The sequence below is a fragment of the bacterium genome (genome assembly GCA_022616075.1).
Taxonomy (GTDB): Bacteria; Acidobacteriota; HRBIN11; order JAKEFK01; family JAKEFK01; genus JAKEFK01.
Map to the genome: position 1 here is coordinate 1 of JAKEFK010000066.1, position 22,647 is coordinate 22,647.

At 48.8% G+C, this 22,647-nt stretch carries 24 protein-coding genes; 21 read left to right on the plus strand and 3 right to left on the minus strand.

The genetic code is table 11. The features are described from left to right. Positions 1-216: 216 nt before the first annotated feature. Both L0156_05500 and L0156_05505 read right to left on the minus strand, forming a co-directional pair. Positions 217-522, minus strand: a complete 306-nt coding sequence (locus L0156_05500) for a Rieske (2Fe-2S) protein (GenBank protein MCI0602450.1) — start codon at positions 520-522, stop codon at positions 217-219. Between the two features lie 21 nt (positions 523-543). Then, a complete protein-coding gene (locus tag L0156_05505) occupies positions 544-1,338 on the minus strand; it encodes a hypothetical protein (GenBank protein MCI0602451.1) in 795 nt (264 codons plus the stop codon). A gap of 369 nt (positions 1,339-1,707) precedes the next feature. Here L0156_05505 and selD point away from each other — a divergent pair, with 369 nt between their 5' ends. The 9 genes from selD (at position 1,708) to lipA (ending at position 9,907) form a co-directional block, all read left to right on the plus strand. Next, positions 1,708-2,769 (plus strand): selenide, water dikinase SelD, encoded by a 1,062-nt coding sequence (selD, locus tag L0156_05510; GenBank protein ID MCI0602452.1) that lies wholly within the window; start codon positions 1,708-1,710, stop codon positions 2,767-2,769. Positions 2,770-2,796: 27 nt separating this feature from the next. Continuing rightward, positions 2,797-3,150 (plus strand): NADH-quinone oxidoreductase subunit A, encoded by a 354-nt coding sequence (gene ndhC, locus L0156_05515; GenBank protein MCI0602453.1) that lies wholly within the window; start codon positions 2,797-2,799, stop codon positions 3,148-3,150. Continuing rightward, positions 3,141-3,617, plus strand: a complete 477-nt coding sequence (gene nuoB, locus L0156_05520; protein MCI0602454.1) for an NADH-quinone oxidoreductase subunit NuoB — start codon at positions 3,141-3,143, stop codon at positions 3,615-3,617. The genes ndhC and nuoB overlap by 10 nt, the downstream gene beginning before the upstream one ends. Positions 3,618-3,764: 147 nt before the next feature. Further along, positions 3,765-4,247, plus strand: a complete 483-nt coding sequence (locus tag L0156_05525) for an NADH-quinone oxidoreductase subunit C (protein MCI0602455.1) — start codon at positions 3,765-3,767, stop codon at positions 4,245-4,247. Then, complete coding sequence (locus tag L0156_05530; GenBank protein MCI0602456.1) at positions 4,234-5,580, plus strand: NADH-quinone oxidoreductase subunit D; 1,347 nt, start codon at positions 4,234-4,236, stop codon at positions 5,578-5,580. The genes L0156_05525 and L0156_05530 overlap by 14 nt, the downstream gene beginning before the upstream one ends. A gap of 128 nt (positions 5,581-5,708) precedes the next feature. Continuing rightward, positions 5,709-7,337, plus strand: a complete 1,629-nt coding sequence (locus L0156_05535; GenBank protein MCI0602457.1) for a molybdopterin-dependent oxidoreductase — start codon at positions 5,709-5,711, stop codon at positions 7,335-7,337. 3 nt (positions 7,338-7,340) lie between these two features. Next, positions 7,341-8,417, plus strand: a complete 1,077-nt coding sequence (locus tag L0156_05540; GenBank protein MCI0602458.1) for an NADH-quinone oxidoreductase subunit H — start codon at positions 7,341-7,343, stop codon at positions 8,415-8,417. 3 nt (positions 8,418-8,420) lie between these two features. After that, entirely contained in the window at positions 8,421-8,948 is a 528-nt protein-coding gene (locus L0156_05545) for an NADH-quinone oxidoreductase subunit I (GenBank protein MCI0602459.1), read from the plus strand. 83 nt (positions 8,949-9,031) lie between these two features. Then, positions 9,032-9,907, plus strand: coding sequence for a lipoyl synthase (lipA, locus tag L0156_05550; protein ID MCI0602460.1), 876 nt, complete (start codon positions 9,032-9,034; stop codon positions 9,905-9,907). On the opposite strand, the gene L0156_05555 is transcribed toward lipA, so the two are convergent. After that, positions 9,904-12,066, minus strand: coding sequence for a protein kinase (locus tag L0156_05555; protein MCI0602461.1), 2,163 nt, complete (start codon positions 12,064-12,066; stop codon positions 9,904-9,906). The two genes, lipA and L0156_05555, sit on opposite strands and share 4 nt — an antisense overlap. 160 nt (positions 12,067-12,226) lie before the next feature. On the opposite strand from L0156_05555, the gene L0156_05560 reads away from it, so the two are divergent. The 12 genes from L0156_05560 to L0156_05615 all read left to right on the plus strand — a co-directional run bounded on the left by L0156_05560 (position 12,227) and on the right by L0156_05615 (position 22,571). Beyond that, on the plus strand, positions 12,227-14,635 hold the full coding sequence (locus tag L0156_05560) for an ABC transporter permease (GenBank protein ID MCI0602462.1): 2,409 nt from the start codon (positions 12,227-12,229) through the stop codon (positions 14,633-14,635). 68 nt (positions 14,636-14,703) lie between these two features. Further along, positions 14,704-15,591: a hypothetical protein gene (locus tag L0156_05565; GenBank protein ID MCI0602463.1), complete on the plus strand. Its 888-nt coding sequence runs from the start codon at positions 14,704-14,706 to the stop codon at positions 15,589-15,591. 102 nt (positions 15,592-15,693) lie between these two features. Then, positions 15,694-17,178, plus strand: a complete 1,485-nt coding sequence (locus L0156_05570; protein ID MCI0602464.1) for a B12-binding domain-containing radical SAM protein — start codon at positions 15,694-15,696, stop codon at positions 17,176-17,178. 111 nt (positions 17,179-17,289) lie between these two features. After that, positions 17,290-17,481 carry a PspC domain-containing protein gene (locus L0156_05575; protein ID MCI0602465.1) on the plus strand — a complete coding sequence of 64 codons (192 nt, stop codon included), beginning with the start codon at positions 17,290-17,292 and terminating at the stop codon, positions 17,479-17,481. A 3-nt stretch (positions 17,482-17,484) separates the two neighbouring features. Then, the gene (locus L0156_05580; GenBank protein ID MCI0602466.1) at positions 17,485-18,054 is read left to right on the plus strand and encodes an HDIG domain-containing protein; all 570 of its coding nucleotides are present in this window, start codon (positions 17,485-17,487) and stop codon (positions 18,052-18,054) included. Between the two features lie 76 nt (positions 18,055-18,130). Continuing rightward, positions 18,131-18,757 (plus strand): DUF4126 domain-containing protein, encoded by a 627-nt coding sequence (locus L0156_05585; GenBank protein ID MCI0602467.1) that lies wholly within the window; start codon positions 18,131-18,133, stop codon positions 18,755-18,757. A gap of 146 nt (positions 18,758-18,903) precedes the next feature. Beyond that, positions 18,904-19,362 carry an Rrf2 family transcriptional regulator gene (locus tag L0156_05590; protein MCI0602468.1) on the plus strand — a complete coding sequence of 153 codons (459 nt, stop codon included), beginning with the start codon at positions 18,904-18,906 and terminating at the stop codon, positions 19,360-19,362. Further along, complete coding sequence (gene def, locus L0156_05595; GenBank protein ID MCI0602469.1) at positions 19,362-19,892, plus strand: peptide deformylase; 531 nt, start codon at positions 19,362-19,364, stop codon at positions 19,890-19,892. The genes L0156_05590 and def overlap by 1 nt, the downstream gene beginning before the upstream one ends. Before the next feature lie 11 nt (positions 19,893-19,903). Beyond that, positions 19,904-21,118, plus strand: a complete 1,215-nt coding sequence (locus tag L0156_05600; protein ID MCI0602470.1) for an IscS subfamily cysteine desulfurase — start codon at positions 19,904-19,906, stop codon at positions 21,116-21,118. A gap of 12 nt (positions 21,119-21,130) precedes the next feature. After that, complete coding sequence (gene iscU, locus L0156_05605; protein ID MCI0602471.1) at positions 21,131-21,514, plus strand: Fe-S cluster assembly scaffold IscU; 384 nt, start codon at positions 21,131-21,133, stop codon at positions 21,512-21,514. Between the two features lie 5 nt (positions 21,515-21,519). Beyond that, positions 21,520-21,855: an iron-sulfur cluster assembly accessory protein gene (locus tag L0156_05610; protein MCI0602472.1), complete on the plus strand. Its 336-nt coding sequence runs from the start codon at positions 21,520-21,522 to the stop codon at positions 21,853-21,855. An 83-nt stretch (positions 21,856-21,938) separates the two neighbouring features. Further along, the gene (locus tag L0156_05615) at positions 21,939-22,571 is read left to right on the plus strand and encodes a DnaJ domain-containing protein (GenBank protein ID MCI0602473.1); all 633 of its coding nucleotides are present in this window, start codon (positions 21,939-21,941) and stop codon (positions 22,569-22,571) included. The last annotated feature ends 76 nt before the right edge of the window (positions 22,572-22,647 follow it).

Below are 22,647 nucleotides of genomic sequence, written 5' to 3' on the forward strand. Positions count from 1 at the left end.
AGGTAAAGTTTCTCAATCAGTCTGAATTCAGGCTGCCGTGGACGGTTTTTCGGTCCAAAAAAGGCTCAAATTACGTCCGCTGAACTTATTGGGTTCCACAAGCGGGAGCGCGGGCATCCCTGCCCGCAAAGCACTCGTCGAACTCGATAGTTTTTGCGGACTGGAAGTCTGCGCTCCAGCTGACTTTTCGGACAGTCTCGCCAGCGTTACAAAGCGCTAAACTCCGACCTTGATCTCGTTTCCTTCCACTTGAACGTCGTATTTTGTAAGTTTTGCAGCGGGATTAAAGGTGCTCTGGCAGGAGGTAACGTCGAATTGCCAGCCATGCCAGGGACAGGTAATGACGTTTCCCTCAAGCTCTCCTTCGCCTACCGGTCCGCCACGGTGAGGACAAACATTCTGGAAAGCATAATAGTTTCCGCTCAAATTCCAGATTGCAATCTGGTTTCCATCCACGTCAATGATTTTTCCGGTTCCCGCGGGGATTTCGGCCGTGTCAGCCACTTTCTTAAACTCTGGCATAAGTTTTAACCTCTTTAGCCTTTAAACCTTCGTGATCCTTGTTCCACTATGTTGCAGTATGTCCCTTGCAAGTTGAAGCAATTTTGCCGGAGACGGCTGCAGGAAAGGAAGCATGTTATGGTACCATCCGCGAAGTTGATTTTCAATGAGAACGCCGCTCTGTGGATTCAAGAAAAGCACTCGATTCGCGAGTTGTTGTATGAATCGCACATCTGAAGTAAACAAAATCGATATGTATTTCAATTTTCGTTTCGTCCGCCGGATTAGCTCCAGGAGTTTTCGGGTGACGTCCTGCGATAAATCTTCAGTGGGCTCATAGAAAACCACAAGTTTTGGTTTATATGCCAGACTTCTTGCTAATCGCGCCTTCATGCGGAGAAGCGAACTTGCCTGTCCCATACTGTAAGACAGATCGGTGATCGTCAACTGCACAAGACTTGCAAGGTGCAGCACTGCGGCGCTGAGATGGGGTTCCTCGATAGAGGGATTCTGACTTCGAAAAAGAATAGCTATGTTTTCTCCAATGGAAGATCGGTCCCGGAAAGGAATTGCGGCGCTGTAAATCCCGAAATTGCCTACGTATTCAAACCAGGTTGTTTCAGATAGGTCGCGGCTGTTGGCGCCGTAAATAAAAATATTTCCTTCTTCGGGCGCATAAGCTCCTGTGATCTGATGCATGATGATCTCAGCGATCTCTTCACTTAATCCATAAAATGCGACGCATTCTTTATCGTAGATGCAAAGATCATCGATACGGACGGCAGGGGAACCGTGAAGTGTCTTCACGGTGTTCTGAAAATGGATGGCTGTCTTCACGGCTGCAAATACACCAATGAAATATATAAATAATGACAGCAGAAGGGGAGAAGAAGTTCAGGATCCGCAACAATCGGTTTTGTAACCGCAGTGTTCGCACCAGTAGATGGCTCTCATTCGAAACATCGTTTTTCCGCAGCGGTCACAGGGGACTTTTTCCTCTTTCTCGTTTGTGTTTTTCGGCTTCGGTTCGGAACTCATCACCCTTTTGAAGATTCTAACGCAAAGGCGCAAAGACGCCAAGTCTTTTTTACCGCAGAGAACGCAGAGCGCGCTGAGATGGAGAAAAGTATCTCTTATTCTTCTCTGCGATCTGCGTCCTCTGCGGTGATTTGACAGGGAAATCGAATTGATCGAGATTAATGTTTGATGGAACAGGAAAAGTTCAGGCTGACGAGGCTTGCGAAATCGGGCGGTTGAGCGGGCAAACTCAGTCCGTTGGACCTGGCCGAAATATTAAAGCATCTGGGCGCACAGCGAAGTCAAAATCCTGATTTGCTCGTCGGATTTGAGACTTCGGACGACGCAGGTGTCTATAAATTGAACGATGATCTCGCGCTGGTTCAAACGGTCGATTTCGTTACACCGACCTGTGATGATCCTTTCCTGTTTGGGCAAATTGCAGCCGCCAATTCATTAAGCGATGTGTACGCGATGGGTGGTCGTCCGATCAATGCTCTGAACATTTGTTGTTTTCCGCAAGAGGGGGTCGATGACGCCATTCTCGCGGAAATTTTGAAGGGTGGGCACTTCAAGATTCTGGAGGCGGGAGCCACGCTTGTCGGCGGCCATACCGTAAAAGATTTGGAACTGAAATATGGTTTGTCGGTTACAGGACTGATTCATCCCGAAAAAATTCTGCGAAACAGCACCGCCAGACCCGGAGACAAGATTGTTTTGACGAAGAAAATCGGGACCGGCGTGATCATAACAGGCGTAAAAAATGATCTGATCCCGTGGGAGCAGGCGGAGGAAGCGATGGCGAGCATGGCTACTTTGAATAAAGTGGCGTGTGAAACAATGCTCGAAATCGGCGTTCACGCTTGCACGGATGTGTCCGGATTCGGACTAGCGGGTCATGTTTGTGAAATGGCCCTGGGCAGCAAAGTCGGCATTCAGTTGAATCTTAGCGCCGTGCCCGTTTACCCGGTAAGCATTGAGCTTTTCGGCAAGGGGTTAAGAACCGGAGTTACCTTATTCAATAAGCAATCTTCCGCCGCGTGTGTTTCGCTGGAAAAAGAACTGCCACGGGAAAGAGAAATGATTCTGTACGATCCACAAACTTCAGGGCCTCTGGCCATTTCTGTGGCAGCAGAAAAGGCAGATGATCTGGTGTCGTTGCTTCGTCAAAAAGGGGTTCGTGATGCGGCAATTATCGGCGATGTAGTTGAAAGTTCCGTGCCTAGACTTTTCGTTTCTGACTCCCTATAATGACCGTGACCTGCGGAGAATTCTTCGATGCACGATTACGTAGCGCTTACCTTGATGGCTATCATCGTCGGGGGATTGGTTGGAGTTATCATCTGGCTGAGCTCAGTGCTCGGTCCCAAAAGCACGAGTCCCATCAAAGAAGAACCCTTCGAGACCGGCGTAAAACCGTTCCGCATAGTAAAGAGTCACATTCCGGTTAAATTTTATCTCGTCGCTCTTTTATTTGTAGTATTCGATGTAGAATTGACCTTCCTCTTTCCGTGGGGCATTGTTTTCCGGGAGCTGGGCTGGCCGGCCTTTTTGAGCATGACTCTGTTTCTGTCACTGCTGTTTCTGACTCTGGTTTACGCCTGGAAGAAAGGAGTTTTATCATGGAAGTAGATAAAGTTCTCGCCGGTGATACATTCTTCACAACTCGACTGAATGACGTAATCGGGTGGTCGCGGAAATTTTCAATTTTTCAATACCCGTTTGTTACCGCGTGTTGCGGGATGGAATACATGGCGGTGAGTTGTTCTCATTACGACATTGACAGGTTCGGCGCGGGACTCCCACGGTTTTCTCCGCGACAGGCCGACCTTTTGATGGTCGTCGGCACCATCAGCCAGAAGATAGCCCCCGTTCTCGTCCGTATTTATGAACAGATGTGCAACCCCAAATGGGTGGTGGCTTTTGGTGTGTGCACGTGTACCGGCGGTTTCTACGATGACTATGCGACGGTGCAGGGGATAGACACCATCGTCCCGGTGGATATTTACATTCCCGGATGTCCACCTCGTCCCGAAACCGTTCTGGATGGTTTGATGAAACTGCAAAAGAAAATCGCAAGCCAGAAGCAGGCGGTTTAGTGTCCTGTCCCATGAATAACTTTACAATTTGGTGCGAGCGCCGAGCAGCAGATGCTCCTCGCTCGCGCCTCGCCATCGAGCCTGCGAGCCAGCAGCAAATGTGAAGCTATTCATGGGAGAGGACACTGAGTTCCGATTTTAAATCTCATGGAACAAGGCGAGCTCGTTCAATCTGTTCGATCAAAAATCGCAAAGCACATCGCAGGTTATCACTCCTATGCCGGTGATGAGACAATTCTTGTGCGCAGGGACGGGCTTTTAGAAGTCATGAGGACCCTTAAAGACGAATTCAAATTTGAGATGCTGATGGATGTTACGGTGGTTGACTTTCTGGGGCAGCAACCTCGTTTTGAAGTTGTCTATCATTTGAATTCGCTTACTCATAACGCGCGTTTGCGCGTGAAAGTTCCTCTTCAGGAAGGGGAACAAGTGGACTCAGTTGCGCCACTCTGGCAAATTGCCAACTGGCTGGAACGCGAAGCCTGGGACATGTTCGGCGTGAAGTTCATCAATCATCCGGATTTGCGCCGTTTGCTGATGTATGACGAATTTGTAGGCCATCCTTTGAAAAAAGATTATCCAATTAACAAAAGACAACCGATAGTGAAACCGAAACGTGAGTACCGATAGTTCTGAACAAATCTTGACCGACGCTCCGGGCAATATGATGCTCAACATGGGGCCGTCCCATCCGGCAATGCACGGCGTCGTCCGAATTGTGCTCAATCTGGAAGGGGAGTTGGTCAAGAAAGCTGAGCTGGAAATCGGTTATCTTCACCGCGCTTTTGAAAAACATTCCGAGAGTGTGACTTACACTCAGGTCTTTCCGTGGACAGACCGCCTGAATTACGTTTCTCCGCTGATTAACAATTTTGGCTATGCCATGTGTGTGGAGAAATTGCTGGGAATCAAAGTTACTCCGCGATGCGAATATGTGCGCACCGCGATGAGTGAGATTTCGCGAATTACGGATCATCTCACCTGCATTGGCGCATCCGCCATGGAACTCGGAGCGTTCACAGTATTTCTTTACATGATCAAGGCGCGCGAATTTCTGTATGAGCTTGTGGAAGATGTTACCGGAGCGCGTGTGACGGTGACTTACGCAAGAATCGGCGGAGTCAAAGCGGATCTGCCACCGAATTTTTCAGAGCGGTGCCGCTCTCAATTTAAAAAGATCCGGGAGATCTTAAAAGAATGTGATGGTTTGCTGACGCATAACCGCATTTTTATGGATCGGATGCAGGGGATTGGCATTTTTTCAAAGGAAGACGCCATCAATTTCGCTTTCAGTGGACCAATGTTGAGGGCCAGCGGAGTCCCATACGATGTGCGGCGCGCCTATCCCTATCATGCTTACGACGATATCGATTTTGAAATTCCTGTTGGCGAAAATGGCGACAATTTCGATCGATATCTGGTGCGGATGGAGGAAATGGAACAGAGCATGCGCATCGTGGAACAGGCGCTTGATAAAATGCCTGGCGGACCGGTCAGTGTCGAGCTCCCGGAAATCGATCCGGCAAAAACTGTGGATGAAGCAAAAATGGGCCGGATTAAAGAGATTGCCGAACATCAGGTGGATGTGTCGCCGAATCTAGAAGGTCAGGAACCAGGCAACTACTATCAGGTCAACCCGGACTTGAAATCGGTTGTCATTCCGCCAAAACAGAAGTCTTATACAAGCATCGAAGGTTTGATGAATCATTTCAAGTTGATCATGTATGGACATGGCATTCGCCCTCCGAAAGGGGAAGCATACACATGTGTGGAAGGAGGAAATGGTGAGCTCGGATTCTACATCGTTAGCGATGGTTCTGATATTCCTTATCGAGTACGAGTTCGCGCTCCGTGTTTTCCATTCGTGGCTGCGTTCCATAAGATGATTGAAGGGTTGATGATTGCTGATATCGTTCCGACGTTTGGTTCGATCAACATGATTGCCGGAGAACTCGATCATTAACAAAAGATAACGAAGAAAACGAAGATTGGAAATTTTTGAACAGAAGCACGCAAAGGACGCAAAGATAAAAAATATGATCTTCTAAATTTCTTTGCGATCTTCGCGATCTTCTGTTCAAAAAAAGAGTTATGCCGACACTGAAAATTGACGGAAAGGAAGTCACAGTAGAGAAGGGGCGCACGATCATTCAGGCGTGTGAACAGCTCAGCCTTGAAGTGCCCCGTTACTGCTATCACCCCGGATTGCGCGTTGTGGGATCCTGCCGGATGTGTCTGGTCGAAGTTGAAAAGATGCCGAAGCTTCAGATCGCATGCAACACTCCGGCAACGGATGACATGGTGGTCTGGACAGAAAACGACAAAGTTAAAGAAGCCCGCCGTTCCGTTCTGGAATTCCTGTTGCTCAATCATCCACTTGATTGTCCTGTGTGCGATCGCGCCGGTGAATGCGAGCTTCAGAACTATTACATGAAATATGCGCAGCATGACAGCCGCCTTCTGGAAAATAAAGTTAAGAAGAAGAAAGCATTTCCGATCGGTCCTCATGTGATTCTGGATCAGGAACGTTGCGTTCTTTGTTCGCGGTGCGTCCGTTTTACGAGTGACGTCACACAAACGGGTGAGCTTGGAATTTTCAGCCGGGCGACTTATTCCGAAGTGAATATTTATCCGGGCAAGGAGCTCAACAACAATTACTCCGGAAACGTTGTAGATATTTGCCCGGTCGGCGCTTTGCTGGACCGTGATTTCCGGTACCAGATGAGTGTCTGGTATCTCAAGGAAGCGATGTCCGTTTGTCCCGGCTGCTCCACTGGATGCAACATCCGCGTTCACTACAATCTGGACCGCCGCTATAAAACGCAGGGAAGACGGTTCCAGCGATTGAAACCCCGCTACAACGAGCACGTGAACAAATACTGGATGTGCGATGAGGGCCGCTATAACTATCGGTGGCTCGATACGGATCGCCTTGAGCAGCCGCAGATCAGGGACAACGAAGGATTGAAGCCTGCCGATTGGGATTTGGCGATTGCAAAAGCCGCCGCAGCGTTGAAAGCCGCCATCGAGTCCAACGGTGTCGAATCAATCGGAGTGATTCCTTCGCCGCAGATGACGAATGAAGAGCTTTACTGGGTTCGCAAGATCTTCCACGAAAATCTGAAAATTTCACTGATGCCCTTTTCCATTCCGCCGCGACCCGATGCAACTTCTGATAACTTCTTGCTGAAAAAAGATAAGAATCCCAACACGAAGGGAGCTGAGCTCATTTTCGCGGAAAACAAAGGCCAGACGATTAAAACTCTTCTGGAAGTTGCCCGCGCAGGCAAGATTCGATTCCTGTATATTTTTCACACCAATTTGCAGCAGTTGTTTAGCGCGGAAATTGTACGCGCGGCGCTCGATCCCGTAGAAACAGTGGTTTTTCAAGGAACCAATGTCAGCCCGATTCTCGATCATGCTGATGTGGTTTTGCCTGCCGCGGCGTACGCAGAAAAGGCGGGCACTTTTACGAATTTTCAGGGGCGTGTGCAACGCATTTTCCCGGCCGTAGTTCCGCTTAAACAAGCGCGGACGTCATTGGATATCTTGAGCGCGTTTGCGAAAACAATCAATATCGAGCTTCCTTCTCTGGAACCTTCAGAAGTTTTCGATCAACTGGCGGCAGAAATTCCAGCTTTTCATGGTTTGAATTACGCCAGCATCGGCCTTACCGGTAAACTCGTGAACCAGCCTGAATCCGCGGCGGCGGCTGATTAGCATATGGCATTTGTCTGGGTCACGCTTGCAAAAATCGGGGTCACGCTCTTCTGGGTCATGAACCTGGGCGCCATTCTGACCTGGGTTGAGCGCAAACAAAGCGCGGTGATGCAGGATCGTATAGGCGCGAATCGCGCAAACATCGGCCCGTTTCGAATCATTGGTCTTTTTCAGATTGCAGCCGATTCACTGAAGATGATTCTGAAAGAAGATTGGATCCCTGCCGGCGGAAATCGATTTCTTCATACGATTGCCCCAATAATTTCGGTGTTCTTCGCTCTGCTCGCTTTTGCCGTAATTCCGATCGGAAATACTTTGACAATCAGCGGCCAGGAAATCCCGCTTTCCATCATCACCACGGATGTTGCGATCCTGTTTGTCTTTGCGATGTTGTCTCTGGAGATCTATGGAGTGGTTTTTGCGGGTTATTCATCGAACAACAACTATGCCATGCTGGGCGGATTGCGCGCGAGCGCGCAAATGTTCTCTTACGAAATCACTTTTGGCGCCACCATTATCGGTTTGCTCATGATCTACGGAACGCTTGATTTGCAGGAATTGATTCGCGCGCAAAAAGGTTCGATCGGCGGCTGGTATCCACGATGGGGAATTTTTCTGCAGCCGCTTGGCTTTTTTCTTTTCTGCGCAGCGGGACTCGCCGAGACAAAACGGAATCCGTTCGATTTGCCGGAAGGTGAATCGGAAATCGTTGGATACTTCGTTGAATACAGCGGAATGAAATTTGGACTTTTTATGTTGACCGATTTTCTTGAAACCATTTTGATTTCGGCTCTCGTGACAATTTTCTTTTTTGGAGGCTGGCAAGTACCTTTCCTGGAAGCGGATGGTTTTCATTTTGGGTCCACAGCGTTCTTGTTGTCTCCTGTCTGGGTTACCGTTCTGCAAATCTCCATTTTCTTTCTGAAGCTAACTGTATTTCTGTGGCTGTTTATGCAGATCCGCTGGACGCTTCCTCGCTTCCGTTATGATCAGTTAATGCGACTCGGGTGGAACGTCCTGTTGCCACTCTCTCTGTTGAACATTTTTATCACTGGCCTTATTCTGATGATCTGGGGTTGATCCATGCCGAATGAAGTAAAAGTTAAAGTCATGAAGGCGGCGGCGCCGCGCGAGCGCACACTCCGGGAAAAAGCTTACATTCCCGAAATCGCAAGAGGACTTCGCATCACGGCTGCCCATTTCTGGGGCAATCTGTTCATTCACATCAAACGTCTTTTTGGCATCAGGACGAAGGAGCGTGGCTCGGTTACTTACCAGTATCCGGAAGAACGCCGCCCTTTATCGCCTCGCGTGAGGACTTTGCATCGTTTGGTAAAACGCGAAGATGGATCTCCGCGCTGCGTTGCGTGCATGATGTGCGAGACCATTTGCCCTGCAAAATGTATTTATATCATCGGCGCTGATCATCCTGATCCCAACATCGAAAAGCACCCATTGCAATTTGATATTGATCTTGGCGTATGCGTTTTTTGTGGTCTTTGTGTTGAGGCCTGTCCGGAAGATGCAATCCGGATGGATACGGGGATCCTGGAATTTTCGGCTTACAGCCGCGAAGGCATGATCTACCACATGAAAGATCTGCTCCGGTAATTTTTCACCGCAGAGGGCGCAGAGAGCGCTAAGAGAAAAACAGTTTTTCTCTGCGGCCTCCGCGTTCTCTGCGGTTAAAAAGAATGTCTGAAGTACCACAGCCTCGTCTACCTGAGTGGATTCGCGCGAAGTTTCCGGGCGGTGATGGTTATAACCGCCTCAAGGGAATCATGCGCGAACATAAACTTAACACCGTTTGTGAGGACGCGCACTGTCCGAACATCGGTGAGTGCTGGAATCGCGGCACCGCAACATTCATGATTCTAGGCGACATCTGCACGCGTGGATGCCGCTACTGCGCGGTGCAAAAGGGAAGACCCGCGACACTGGATTTGCAAGAACCCACTCGCGTTGCGGATGCTGTTGCAGAAATGCATTTGCGCCATGCGGTGATCACATCAGTAGACCGCGATGATGTTGCGGACGGCGGAAGTTCCATCTTTGCAGAAACGATCCGGCAAATCCGGAAACGCACTCCGGAATGTTCTATTGAAGTTCTGATTCCTGATTTCAAAGGAGATCCGCAAGCGCTTCGTAATGTTATGGAAGCGCATCCTGACATTCTCAACCACAATACCGAAACTGTTCCCAGACTCTATCCAACGATCCGGCTGGGTGGAAATTATGCTGTTACGCTCGAGCTATTGCTCAGGGCAAAAACGTGGTATCCGGGATCCATTACGAAAACCGGAATCATGCTCGGGTTAGGGGAAGAGGATCACGAATTGGAAACCGTGATTCGCGATCTGGTTTCCATTCAGGTTGACATCCTGACGCTCGGTCAATATTTGCGTCCTACCAAGAAACATGCTTCGGTGAAAAAGTATTATCACCCGGATGAATTTCGCGCGTGGAAGATTAAAGGGGAAGCGATGGGGATCGGTCACGTAGAATCCGGTCCGCTCGTCCGCAGTTCCTATCACGCAGAAGAGCAAGTTGCGTTGTTGCAGGCACGTTAATCTCTTCTGCGGAGAATTTGCTCAAACTCCGGCTCTCCATGAAGACAATTCAAATCCGCGTCCCGAGCAATTGTATCGAGATGCCAGTATCCGTTTTCAATTGCCCTGTTTAACATCTCCAAGGCTTCTTTCTTGCGACCGAGAAGCCCGTATGCGCAGGCCGCATTGTATAAAATACTCGCGTCGTTCGGGCTGTAACTTAGCGTCTTCTGAAGTTCTGCAATTGACTCTTCCTCTTTGCCCGAATCGGCAAGACGCGCAGCAAGCAACATCCGGGCCCGCGCATTTTCAGGAGTCCAGTCCAGGTGCAAACGCAAGACGTGTTCGTGCTGTTGATTTAATCGCTTTTTTTTCTCGGTTTCGCCTAACCTTGCAAAGGTATTTGTAAAAGCGACGTAAACGTTATAGTCATCACCATTGAATTCGATTGCGCGATCCGCTAGCTGAGCCGCTTCTTCCAATCGATCCGTTATATTGAGTGCCAATCCCAATATGAAGTACGCGCCTTCACAATCCTGTTTGCGTTCCACAGCCATTTTCGCGTAGCGAATGCATTCTGCATACTGTTCATGACCGTAAAACAAAAAAGCGCGCGCTGACAATGCTTCCGGTAGATTCGGCTCAATTTTCATCGCCTGATCACATGCCGCAATTCCTTTGTCCATCCAGCGGGGGTCTTGATCGTAATATCGATGGATTCGACCGCAAACAAGACCGAGACCGGCGTAGGCGAGGGCAAGATTCGGGTCCAGGGCAATCGCCTGCTCGAAAATCTCCGCTGCGGATAACATATCCTTCTTTGTTCCGCGGCGAAATAATCGCCGGCCTTGCAAATATAAATCATATGCTTCGGGATTTTGAACCGGTTTTTCGGCAAGAGCTTTTTCCTCCGTTGGTGAAAGCTTGATACTCAATGCTCCGGCAATCGAGCGCGCCAAATCATCCTGTAGATCAAAGATATCTTTCATTTCGCGATCATAGCGCTCCGCCCAAATGGTATGGCCGTGATCGCTTTCCATCAGCTGCGCTGTGATCCGAACTCTGTTACCGGATTTTCGAATGCTACCCGCAAGCACATAGGCAGCATTCAGGTGCCTCCCAATTTCGGGCGCTGTCGCAGGCTTATCCCGGAATTCGATCACCGCGGAACGCGGGAAGACCCGAAGCTTTTCCACTTTCGAGAGCTCGGTAATGACGTCTTCGGTCATGCCATCGCGCAAATATTCTTCTTCGCCGGCGGCGCCGCTCAAATTCTCAAAATACAGGACTGCAACCGATTTCTGATCCGTTCTTTGCTCAGGTTTTTTCAAAGTCTCGGTTAGCTTGATTAAATCTTGCTGCAAGTCCTTCATTTTTGAGTAGCGCAGGTCACGATTTTTTGCCAGAGCTTTTTCAATGATCCGGTCCAGTTCCGCGGGAAGATTGGTGTTGATTCTCCGGAGAGGTTCAGGCTGGTCCTTTAAAATGGACTGGATCACTTGGATGAGACTTCCGCCACGAAAAGGAAGCTGGCCGCGCAACATCTCATATAAGAGAACGCCGAAAGAAAAGACATCCGATCTTAAGTCAACCTCCTCCGCGTTGAGTTGTTCGGGGGACATATAAGCAACGGTACCGATAATAGTTCCTGCTTCCGTCAGGCTGACATCTCGCGTGACCGCATCTGTGATTGTTTCGCTATCGACCTGTTTGACGATTCGTGCCAGACCAAAATCGAGGATCTTGGCGGTTCCATCCTCTGTTAACACTATGTTGGATGGCTTGATATCTCTGTGAACTATGTTTTCGCGATGCGCCTTGTCCAACCCTGAGGCGATTTGATTGGCAATACCAAGCGCTTTTTGGATTTCGATCGGCCCTTTCTTAATCTCCTCATCTAAGGAATGCCCTTTCACATATTCCATCGCGATGAACAGAATCCCGTCCGCTTCATCGATTTCATAGATCGTGCAGATATTGGGATGATTCAGGGTGGAAGCCGTCCGGGCTTCGGCCATCAATCGTAATCGTAGTTTCTCATCGCCGAGACGTTCGGCCGGAAGTGTTTTAATCGCGACTGTCCTTTGCAGTTTCTGATCAACTGCTTTGTAGACCACTCCCATTCCGCCACGCCCCAATGTTCCGGTGATCTGGTAATGAGAGATGATGTTCGGATTCATAACAACAAATCTGACATAACTAAGAGTTCTGTCAACTGTACATCGTTCATTTCTGCGACATTCCATTCCCACAATCGCACAACTTCTGGTGACTCAGAACTCGCTCCACGCCGACCACCCGTTGGCACATGTTATGCTGTTGCGGCAACCGATGGAGACCATGAGGCGGCGCTGGAAAGACATTTATTTTGCACTCCGAACTCTTACGCGAAATCCTTCTTTTACTCTTGTCGCGATCTTCACTCTTGCATTGGGAATTGGAGTGAATACATCCATCTTCAGCGCCATGGATGCTGTCGTCTTGCGTGCTGTTCCGTTTGAAGGCTCGCAAGAGCTCGTAAAGATTTACGAAACAAACGCAAAGCAGGAAATCACCGGCATGGTAACGAGTCTGGCCAATTTTGTTGATTGGCAAAGGGAATCTCCTGACTTTACTGAAGTAGCTGCGTACCATAAATGGAACTACAACCTGACCGGTACTTCCGTTCCACAACGGCTGGAAGCCGTGCGGGCAACTGCGCGTTTCTTTTCATTGTTGAAAGTGAATCCACTGTTGGGCAGGTTGATTCAAGACACCGATGCTCGTCCCGGAAATGACGAGGTCGCTGTCATCAGTCATGGTTTATGGCAACGAATGTTTGCGAGCAATCCGGACATCATCGGCAAGTTTATAGAGCTGGATGGCACACCGAGGCGAGTAATCGGAATTGCTCCGGCCACATTTCGCTTTCCGTCCCGCGAAACGGATTTATGGCTGCCTCTGGCTCCGGATCCTGAAGAAATCTTATCGCGTGAAGGAAAGTACCTTCATGTAATCGGAAGGCTCAGGCCCACGAGTTCCAGGGAAGGGGCTGAACGAAATCTCAATGACATTGCTGCGAGATTGGCCGTGCAGTATCCCTCTTCAAATGAAGGGTGGGGCGTTCAGGTTTTCACTCTGCAGGAAGAGCAGACAAAAAGCATTCGGACTGCTCTCTGGGTGCTGCTTGCTGCAGTTGGCTTCGTCCTTCTGATTGCGTGCACGAATCTGGCGAATCTGTTTTTGGCACGAGGTTTTTCAAGGCAAAAAGAGTACGCAATACGTGCCGCTCTCGGAGCTTCCAGACCGGAGCTATTCGGGCAGGTTTTAGCTGAAGGGATTGTGATTGCAATCATAGGAGCGGGATTGGCGATCCTGTTTTCATTATGGTTTACAGAACTGTTTTCCGCATATGGTCCAAAAGAAATCCCCGCTCTTCGAGACATGCACCTCAACAAGGCCACTCTGGTTTTTACGCTTTCTCTTTCTCTTCTTACCTCTTTTCTTTTTGCAACTCTGCCCGCTTACCGGGCATCGAAAATGGAAACAGAGAAGCTCTTGAAAGAGAAAGAACGCGGTTCAACTTCCATGAGTAATCTCCGAAACGTTTTGGTGATTGCGGAGATATCCATCGCATTCATCTTGTTGATTGGAGCAGGTCTTTTGATTCAAAGTTTTGTCCGTCTCATGAAAGTGAATCCGGGCTTTGAAACGGAGAATATTCTGACCTTGCGCGTCTGGTTGCCAGCGCACCGCTACGGAGATCTGGAGCAACAGGTTCGCTTTTTCGAAGAGCTATCAGCAAGAATCAAAAACATTCCCGGCGTCGACTCGATCGGCGCAATTCAGGACCTGCCGTTGAAGCAAAATAAAATGTCTCTACGGGTGAATATCGAAGAACAGCCGTTGCCACCGGAACAACAAAGAGAAGTTGCCTGGCGCGTCATTACGCCGGAATACTTTCGAACGATGAAAATTCACTTGATTTACGGCAGGGGTTTCGCGAACACTGACAACCAACACGCCCTGCCTGTCTTGATTGTGAATCGATCTTTTGCAGAACGGTTCTGGGGGAAGGGGAAAGCGCTAGGGAAAAGAATTCAGTTGCAAGATGAGAGTGGAAGATGGTGCTCCATAATCGGGGTTGTTGAAAACATCAAACAACTGGGACTCGATCAGGAAGAGGGCTTTGCCGTGTATCAACCGCACGCGCAAAGGTCCATTAACTTCAGGTGGATGAGTGTTGTTGTCCGGTCTCAGGAAGACGCCTCACTATTGACCGCAAAAATTCGCGATCAAGTGTCAGCGATGGATAAGGATCAACCCGTTTATGATATTTCTTCCATACGCGAAATTCTAAATGACTCCATTGCTCGACCGCGATTTGTGATGTTCTTGATGACCCTTTTCGCAGGAACAGCCCTCATTCTTTCCATCATTGGAGTTTATGGACTGATGTCCTACAACACCGCCCGGATGGTGCCGGAAATCGGAATCAGGATGGCTCTGGGCGCCACCAGGAAGAATGTTTTATTGTTCATTCTGTCCAGGAGTATGCAATTGACCACCATCGCGCTTGTGGCCGGAGTCTTTGGAGCGCTTGCTCTGACTCAGTTTACCGAATCGCTGTTATTTGAAATCAGACCTCTGGATGCAGTGACCTTTACCGTGGCCGGCCTCATTTTGGCTGCTTCGGTTTTCGTCGCAAGCTACCTGCCCGCTCGACGAGCCGCCGGGCTTGATCCCATAACCGTCCTTCGCTACGAGTAACTCCGCAAGCAACATTCGTGTAGAATAAGCCGATAAGCCTACCGTCATTAAAGACAGGAGCCAAATCAATGATTGACGGGTCAAATTTCAAATCTGCTGGAACAGAACTAAACCGCATGATGGATAATCTGGGATTTCCAGATCGGGTAGGCGATCTTTATGGCGCCGCGTTGGATGCTGCAGTCGGAAACAACAGCGGTGTTGCGCGAAATCTGTTGGACGCTTATTCACCGCTTTCCACGGCGCAGTTCGATCAATTGACCAAAAGCATGTCCGCAGCCGCGTTTATGCCGCGCCCGGGCACATATTTTCCATCAAATCCCGCACTGGCTCCGGGATATGCGGGCGCAAACCTCGCTGCATTTCCGACACCCGCGCAGATGCAGCAGATTGTGAATTCATTCTTGAATCGGATGGCGCCGCAGAATCTTGCTTCGGCAGTAAGCCAGCTGAATAATGGAGCGCCGTTGTCCCCCAATCAGAGTTTGCCGGAGGCGTTGGGGAAAACTTTCGAACAAATTCTTGCCCAGCTGGAAGGAAAAATTGAAAGGAAAATGGATGCTGAAGCCGCAGCGCCTGCAGCGGGGAAAAAGAGAAAGAAGAAAGGTGGCCTGAGCAAGATGAAGAAATCTCTCAGCAAGAAGTTCAAGTCCGCAACAAAGTTTGCGAAGAAAACATTCAAAAGTGCTTTCAAAACAGTAAGTCAGAGCTTAACTTCTTTTCTAAAAGCATTGCCGAAAGGGAATATTTTCGAGCTCGGTCGTGCTTTAACAGGCGGCTTGATCGGTGGCCCAGTGGGGGGCCTTTTGCTGAATGAAGTGATGAAGCTCGGTGGAAAGAAGAATCCCTTGCAGCAAGTCTTCAAACAGGTGCATAACACATTCGATTTGGTCGGCAACCTTCACAGGAATCAGGCTGATCTCCAACGCGCGCTGGTTTCGAAATTTCTGCGATAAAAGCGGGCCCCTTGAAAATGAGTGCCGCGAGCCTCATTATTACTTGGGTTCCACTTGGCCAGAAACCTGTTATAATCAAAGCCCCCAGAGAGGCATTAATCGATGAATGTATTACTCGTGTACCCGGAATATCCTCCGACTTACTGGAGTTTCCGGTTTGCTGTGCCGTTTCAAAGAAGAAAAGCATCTTATCCACCGCTCGGTGTGATGACGATTTACCCGATGTTGCCGAAAGAATGGAACAAGCGGGTTGCGGATCTAAACACATCCAAATTGCAAGATGAGGATTTGCAGTGGGCAGATCTTGTAATGATCAGCGCGATGATTGTGCAGAAAGATTCTGCGCAGGAAACAATCAGGCGCGCAAGAGCGCTGGGAAAAAAGATTGTCGCAGGAGGGCCGCTCTGGGCAATCGAATCCAACCACACGGATCCCGTAGATCATATTATCGTGGGGGAAGCCGAGCAGCTTTTGCCCCAGTTCATTTCTGATTTTGAGAGTGGCGTCGCCAAAGAAATTTATCGTTCCTCTCATTTACCCGAGTTAAATTCCACGCCCCTTCCTAATTTTGACTGCGTGCGTTTGAAGAATTACAGCTCGATGCTTTTACAATTCTCGCGAGGTTGCCCCTTCAATTGTGAGTTTTGCGACATTATCGAAATCTACGGGCGCAAAGCGCGCACAAAATCCAACGATCAGTTTTTAGCGGAAATTGACACGCTTTATTCGAAAGGCTGGCGTGGTTCCGTCTTCATCGTGGATGATAATTTTATCGGTAACAAGACCGCTATTCGAAAACTTTTGCCGCATTTGATTGACTGGCAGAAGAAACACAAATATCCGTTTAGCCTTTTCACGGAAGCTTCCGTAAACCTTTCCCGCGAAACCGACATGATCGATGGAATGGTGGAAGCTGGCTTCCGAAAAGTATTTCTCGGCATCGAAACTCCTGTTCAAGAAAGCCTGAAGCTCACTCAAAAAGTACAGAATACAACCATGGATCTGGTGGAATCGGTGAGAAAGATACAGAAGGCCGGTCTAGAAGTTCTCAGCGGGTTCATTGTAGGGTTCGATTCCGATCCGCCGGATGTATTCAATCGAGTCATTGAATTCATCAGACACGCGGCCATTCCCGTATCGATGGTGGGTATCCTGTCGGCTTTGCCCGGCACGCAGTTGACGCGGCGTCTTTTAAAAGAGGGACGTCTTCTAACCGAGAGCAACGGGAACAATACATTGCTGGATTTGAATTTTATTCCGACAATGGATGCTTCGAAGCTGGTGGACGGTTACAAGAGAATTGTTACAACGATCTACGAATCCAAGCTTTACTACCAGCGTGTTCTGGATTTCCTATCTCACTACAAACCGCGCATTCGTCAAAAGATAAGTGCGGCAGATCTGATTGCCTTCGTGAATTCTATCGTTAAGCTTGGCATTCAGAGTCAGGATCGAACAGAGTACTGGAAATTCCTGTACCAGGCTTACCGCACCAATCGCGCCGCCTTTTCCGAAGCCGTCACTCTCGCGATCATGGGCTACCATTTCCAGAAGGTGACAGAGCTGCAAGTCGGCTATAGTTCGTAATCAAAGTAGTGCGGGCGTCTCGCCTGTGCACAGCCGGGACGGCTGTGCTACTTCTCCCACAGAACACTGTCATCATAATTTTCGTTACTATTATAGGAGGTGGTTTATAGAATGACAGCTACTTTACAACGTTCGAAAACGGACCGCATGCTGGGCGGCGTTTGCGGCGGCATCGCGAAAAGGTACGGCTGGGATCCGACTCTCGTCAGGATTGCCTACGTTTTGATTTCGATTTTCTCGGCCGCTTTTCCCGGCATTTTGTTTTACGTTATTCTATGGGTACTGATTCCGGAGGAACTGTAGTCCATGGAAGCATTGCCGACGCGCGAACAGGCGCTTGAAATTCTTCACGAACACACAAAATCAGATAGCTTGCGAAAGCATGCTTATGGTGTGGAAGCTGTGATGAAAGCTTTTGCGGAAAAGCACGGCGATGATGCGCGAAAATTCTCCCTGGTTGGACTGTTGCATGATTTTGATTACGAAATGTATCCAAACGCGCCGGATCATCCGTTAAAAGGTTCTGAAATTTTGCGCGCGCGGAATTTTCCTGAGGAAATTGTTTATGCGATCCAGTGCCACGCCGATTATGTCGGCAATGAAAGACGATCGTTGATGGATAAGGCCATTTTTGCGCTCGATGAGCTGACCGGTTTTATTGTGGCCTGCACGCTGGTGAAACCGTCAAAAAGTCTTTCTGAGATTGAACCGAAATCGGTCCGCAAAAAACTGAAGGACAAAGCGTTCGCCAGGTCTGTTCACCGCGAAGACATTTACAAAGGCGCCGAACAGCTTGGTGTGGAGCTGGATGAACTCATCATTTTTGTCGCGCAGGCGCTGAAACCTGTTGCCACTGAAATTGGCATCAATCCATGAGTTTTGATTTGCTAAGCAAAGTAGCGCGGACGTTTCGTCCGCGCAGCTTGCAGGCGGGACGCCCGCGCTACTTTTTATGAACGCACTCGCTTCCTTTCCAACTCTAGCCACACTTTTCTCTCTAGGATTTTTTTCCGGCTTGAATGTGTATGCGGTCGTTTTTGTTTCCGGTCTTGCAATTCGCTTCCACTGGATCACTCTGACTCCGGAGCTTGCGTCTCTGGAAACGCTGGCTCATCCCGCTGTTCTGATCGTCTCAGGCTTGCTCTATTTTGTGGAATTTTTTGCAGACAAAATTCCGTGGATTGACAACATCTGGGATGCGATTCACACGGTGATTCGTCCCCTTGCCGCTGTTTTTCTGGCGCTTCACGTTCTGGGTGATCAAAACGTGGAAGTGAAAGTGATCGCGGCTCTCGTCTGCGGCACGATTGCCCTGACGTCGCATGCCGCAAAAGCCGGGACGCGAATCTCCACGAATCTGATCTCGCCGGCCGAGCCCTTCAGCAACATCGGTTTGAGCCTCGCAGAGGACGCGATTGCTATCGGTGGACTGTACTTCGTTTACAAGCACCCCTACATAGCTCTCGGCATCGTTCTGGCTTTTCTGGTGGCCATCATCTACTTTGCTCCAAAACTTTACCGCGCCATCCGTACCTTCTTCAGGTTAACCGCCAAGACGCCAAGTCGCCAAGCTCAATAAACAGGAATTTTTCCTTTCTTGGCGTATTGGCGCCCTGGCCTGGAATCCTATTGACATTTTGGGCGGAAATGATAAATTAACAATCTCGGACTCTAGATGTCCGACTTTAAGTTTACCGTCGAGAACCACCGGCGGGTCGAATCCAAATGGAAGTAACAAAGGGAACTCTTTACGCCGTTTACACACTGATCTATTTTCATCGTCGCCCCTATGGTGACGTAGCCGATTTGCACTCATTGTCTCAACTTTTGGAGGCGCCCGAGAGTTATCTTTCAAAGGTTTTGCAGCAACTTCACAAAGCCGGATATCTTGCGTCTCATATGGGCTCGAAGGGAGGATACCGGCTTGCGAAACACGTAGAGAAAACAACGATGCGCGAAGTTATGAACGTGATGCAGGGAGAATCCTTAATGCAGGAATGCCTCCTGGATGACTACAATTGCGATCGTTTCAAGAAGTGCGCTGTCTTGTATCATGTGCGTGATATTCAGCGTACGGTGAACGAAATGCTGGAAAAACTGACAATCGAGCAGTTGGCCACTGAAATGGAATTTAAAGAGCGGCAACAGAAAGGATTCAATCAATTCAATATTGGAGTTCAGTGATGGCGATCTTAGATATCGTTTATTACGGCGATCCGCGGTTGGAAAAACTTTCGGAACCCGTGAATGAAGTAATGCCGGAAACACGTCGTTTCGTGAAAGATATGTTCGAAACCATGTACTTTACGAGTGGCGTTGGACTCTCTGCACCGCAGGTGGGAGTGAACCAGAGGATTCTCGTTATCGATTGCAGCGGCGGAGCGGACAGGGATCAGCAGATTGTGTTGATTAATCCGGTGGTCATAAGTTCCAGCGGCGAACAAAAAGGGCCGGAGGGCTGTTTGAGCTTCCCGGGTCTGTTTGCGGAAGTTAGTCGCCCCAATATCGTCAAAGTGAAAGGGCTGAATCTTGATGGAAAGGAGCTGGAGATTGAAGGGGAGGGATTGCTGGCAAGAGCTCTCCATCATGAAATCGATCATCTGGATGGAGTGCTCTTCATTCAAAGAATGAAGAAGGCTGATCGTGAAATGATTGTAAAAAAGATGAAAAAACAGAAGTTTGAAAAGCCGCCAAAAGATAAGGTTTTGGTTTGAGGAGAGACATCATGAAATTTCCTATCTTCATGGACTATCATTCTACGACTCCCGTAGATCCGCGAGTTCTGGAAGAAATGATTCCGTGCTTTAGCGAAGATTTCGGGAATGCTGCCAGCCGCAATCATGCTTTCGGTTGGAAAGCTGAAGAAGCTGTGGAGCGGGGACGCAACCGGATTGCTTCGCTCATTCATGCGGATCCGAAAGAGATCGTATTCACAAGCGGCGCAACCGAATCCAACAACCTGGCGCTCAAAGGCGTTGCAGAAATGTACGCAGAAAAAGGGGATCACATCATCACCTGTGTCACCGAACACAAGGCGGTGCTGGATACGTGCAAGCGGCTGGAAAAGGCCGGCAAGCGCGTAACGTACATGGCGGTAGATCAGTACGGTCAGGTAGATCTGGATCAGCTAAGGGATTCCATCACAGACAAAACAATTCTGATTTCGATCATGTATGCGAATAATGAAGTTGGGACACTTCAGAAGATCAAAGAAATCGGAAAGATCGCAAAAGAAAAAGGCATTCTATTTCATTCCGATGCGACCCAGGCAGTGGGGAAAATTCCTGTCGACGTCATTGATCTGAATGTGGATTTGATGTCCCTTTCCGCTCATAAAATGTATGGGCCGAAGGGAGTGGGAGCCTTGTATGTCCGCAAGAAAAATCCGCGCGTTCGGCTGGTTGCGCAAATGGATGGGGGTGGCCATGAACGTGGAATGCGTTCTGGAACCTTAAATGTTCCCGGCATTGTTGGATTTGGAAAAGCTTGCGAGCTGGCTCAGAATTTGATGCCGGAAGAGTATCCACGGCTCGCATACTTGAGGGATAAACTGCGAAGCAATATTGAAAAGCAGTTGGATGAAGTTTATTTGAACGGACATCCAACGGAGCGGTTACCGAATAATTTAAACATCAGTTTCGCCTACGTCGAAGGAGAATCGCTTTTGATGGGACTCGATGATGTTGCCGTATCGTCAGGTTCTGCCTGCACATCGGCAACTCTGGAGCCTTCTTATGTATTGAAAGCACTTGGTGTCGGAGAGGATCTGGCGCACACGTCGATTCGCTTTGGACTAGGGCGCTTCAACACAGAGGAAGAAGTTGATTACGTTTCGGGAAAAGTGATTTCGAACGTGAACCGGTTAAGAGAAATGTCGCCTTTATACGAAATGGCTAAAGAAGGGATTGACTTGAAGAAAGTCTCCTGGCAGAGAGAATAGGAGGAAAGCAGAATGGCATACACAGATAAAGTAATCGACCATTATAAGAATCCCCGGAACGTCGGCAGTATGGATAAAAGTGATCCTGCTGTGGGCACAGGTGTTGTCGGCGCTCCAGAATGCGGCGACGTCATGAAGCTTCAAATTCGAATCAACGACCGGACCGGCGTGATCGAGGATGCGAAGTTCAAGACGTTTGGTTGTGGAAGCGCAATTGCAAGCTCGAGTCTTGTGACGGAATGGGTAAAAGGAAAGACGGTGGATGAGGCGCTGAAGATTAAGAACACGGAAATCGTTCAGGAACTCTCCCTTCCGCCGATTAAGATCCATTGTTCGGTGCTTGCAGAGGATGCAATTCGAGCGGCAATTGCCGATTATAAGAAGAAGAAGGTTTAAGTAGAATGGCTCAAATAGATATCCAGATTTCAGATACTGCAGCCACGCAAATCAAACACGTTCTGGCGACTAAGAATCTGCAGAATTACGGTTTGAGGATGGGTGTCAAAGGCGGAGGTTGTTCAGGTCTGACTTATGACATCAACTTCGAGAACGAAACTCGCGCAGGGGATAAGATTGCGGAAATCAATGGAGTGAAGGTATTCATTGATTTTAAGAGCTATCTTTATTTGCGAGGAACCATTCTGGAATTCTCCACCGATCCGCTCAACGGAGGATTTGCTTTTCGGAATCCTAACGCCAAAAAAACTTGCGGCTGCGGCACCTCCTTTTCTGTTTAACCGCAGAGATCGCAGAGTACGCAGAGAGAAAATAGAGATTCTTAATTCTTACTCTGCGTTCTCTGCGTCCTGTGCGGTGAAAAATGAATTGTCCACATTGTTTGCATGCGATTGAAGGTACGCCGGAGTTTTGCCCTTTTTGCAGCAGGATCCTGCCTGCGGTTCCAGATCGTTCTCCATACCAGGTTCTTGGATATGGCAGAGAGCACCTGAACGTCGATTTGCAGGATCTGGAAAAGCGCTTGTTTGAATTGAGCAAGAGATTTCATCCGGATCGTTTTGCAGGGAAGAGTGCAGAAGAGATTCAGTTTTCGCACGATCATTCATCGGCAATTAATAATGCTTACCGCATTTTGAAGAATCCTGTTTCTCGCGCGAAGTATGCTGTGGAACGTGAATTGGGTTCGATCGAAGAGAAGTCGGCAAGTGTGCCGGCAGAAATGGCGGATCTGTTCTTCGAAATGCACGACCACCTGGATATCATCCGGGAAGCGGATGGAAATCCACCTGCTGACGCATTGAAAGCCGTGCAAAATGCGGAGGCTGAATTGCGCGACAAAGTTCTCGAACTGGAAGCGCAACTGAAGGAAAAGTTCGATCGCTATGATGAGAAACCGGGTAGGGAATTGATTGAACAAATGAAGGAGATCCTGTCCCATCGTTCTTATATCCAGTCCTTCTTACGGCAAATTGATAACACTTTAGGGAGAGATTGAATGATTCAAGTAGCGCGGGCGTCCTGCCTGCGAGTCGCCGGCCAGAGGCCCGCGCTACTTTGTTAAAGGAGTTCTT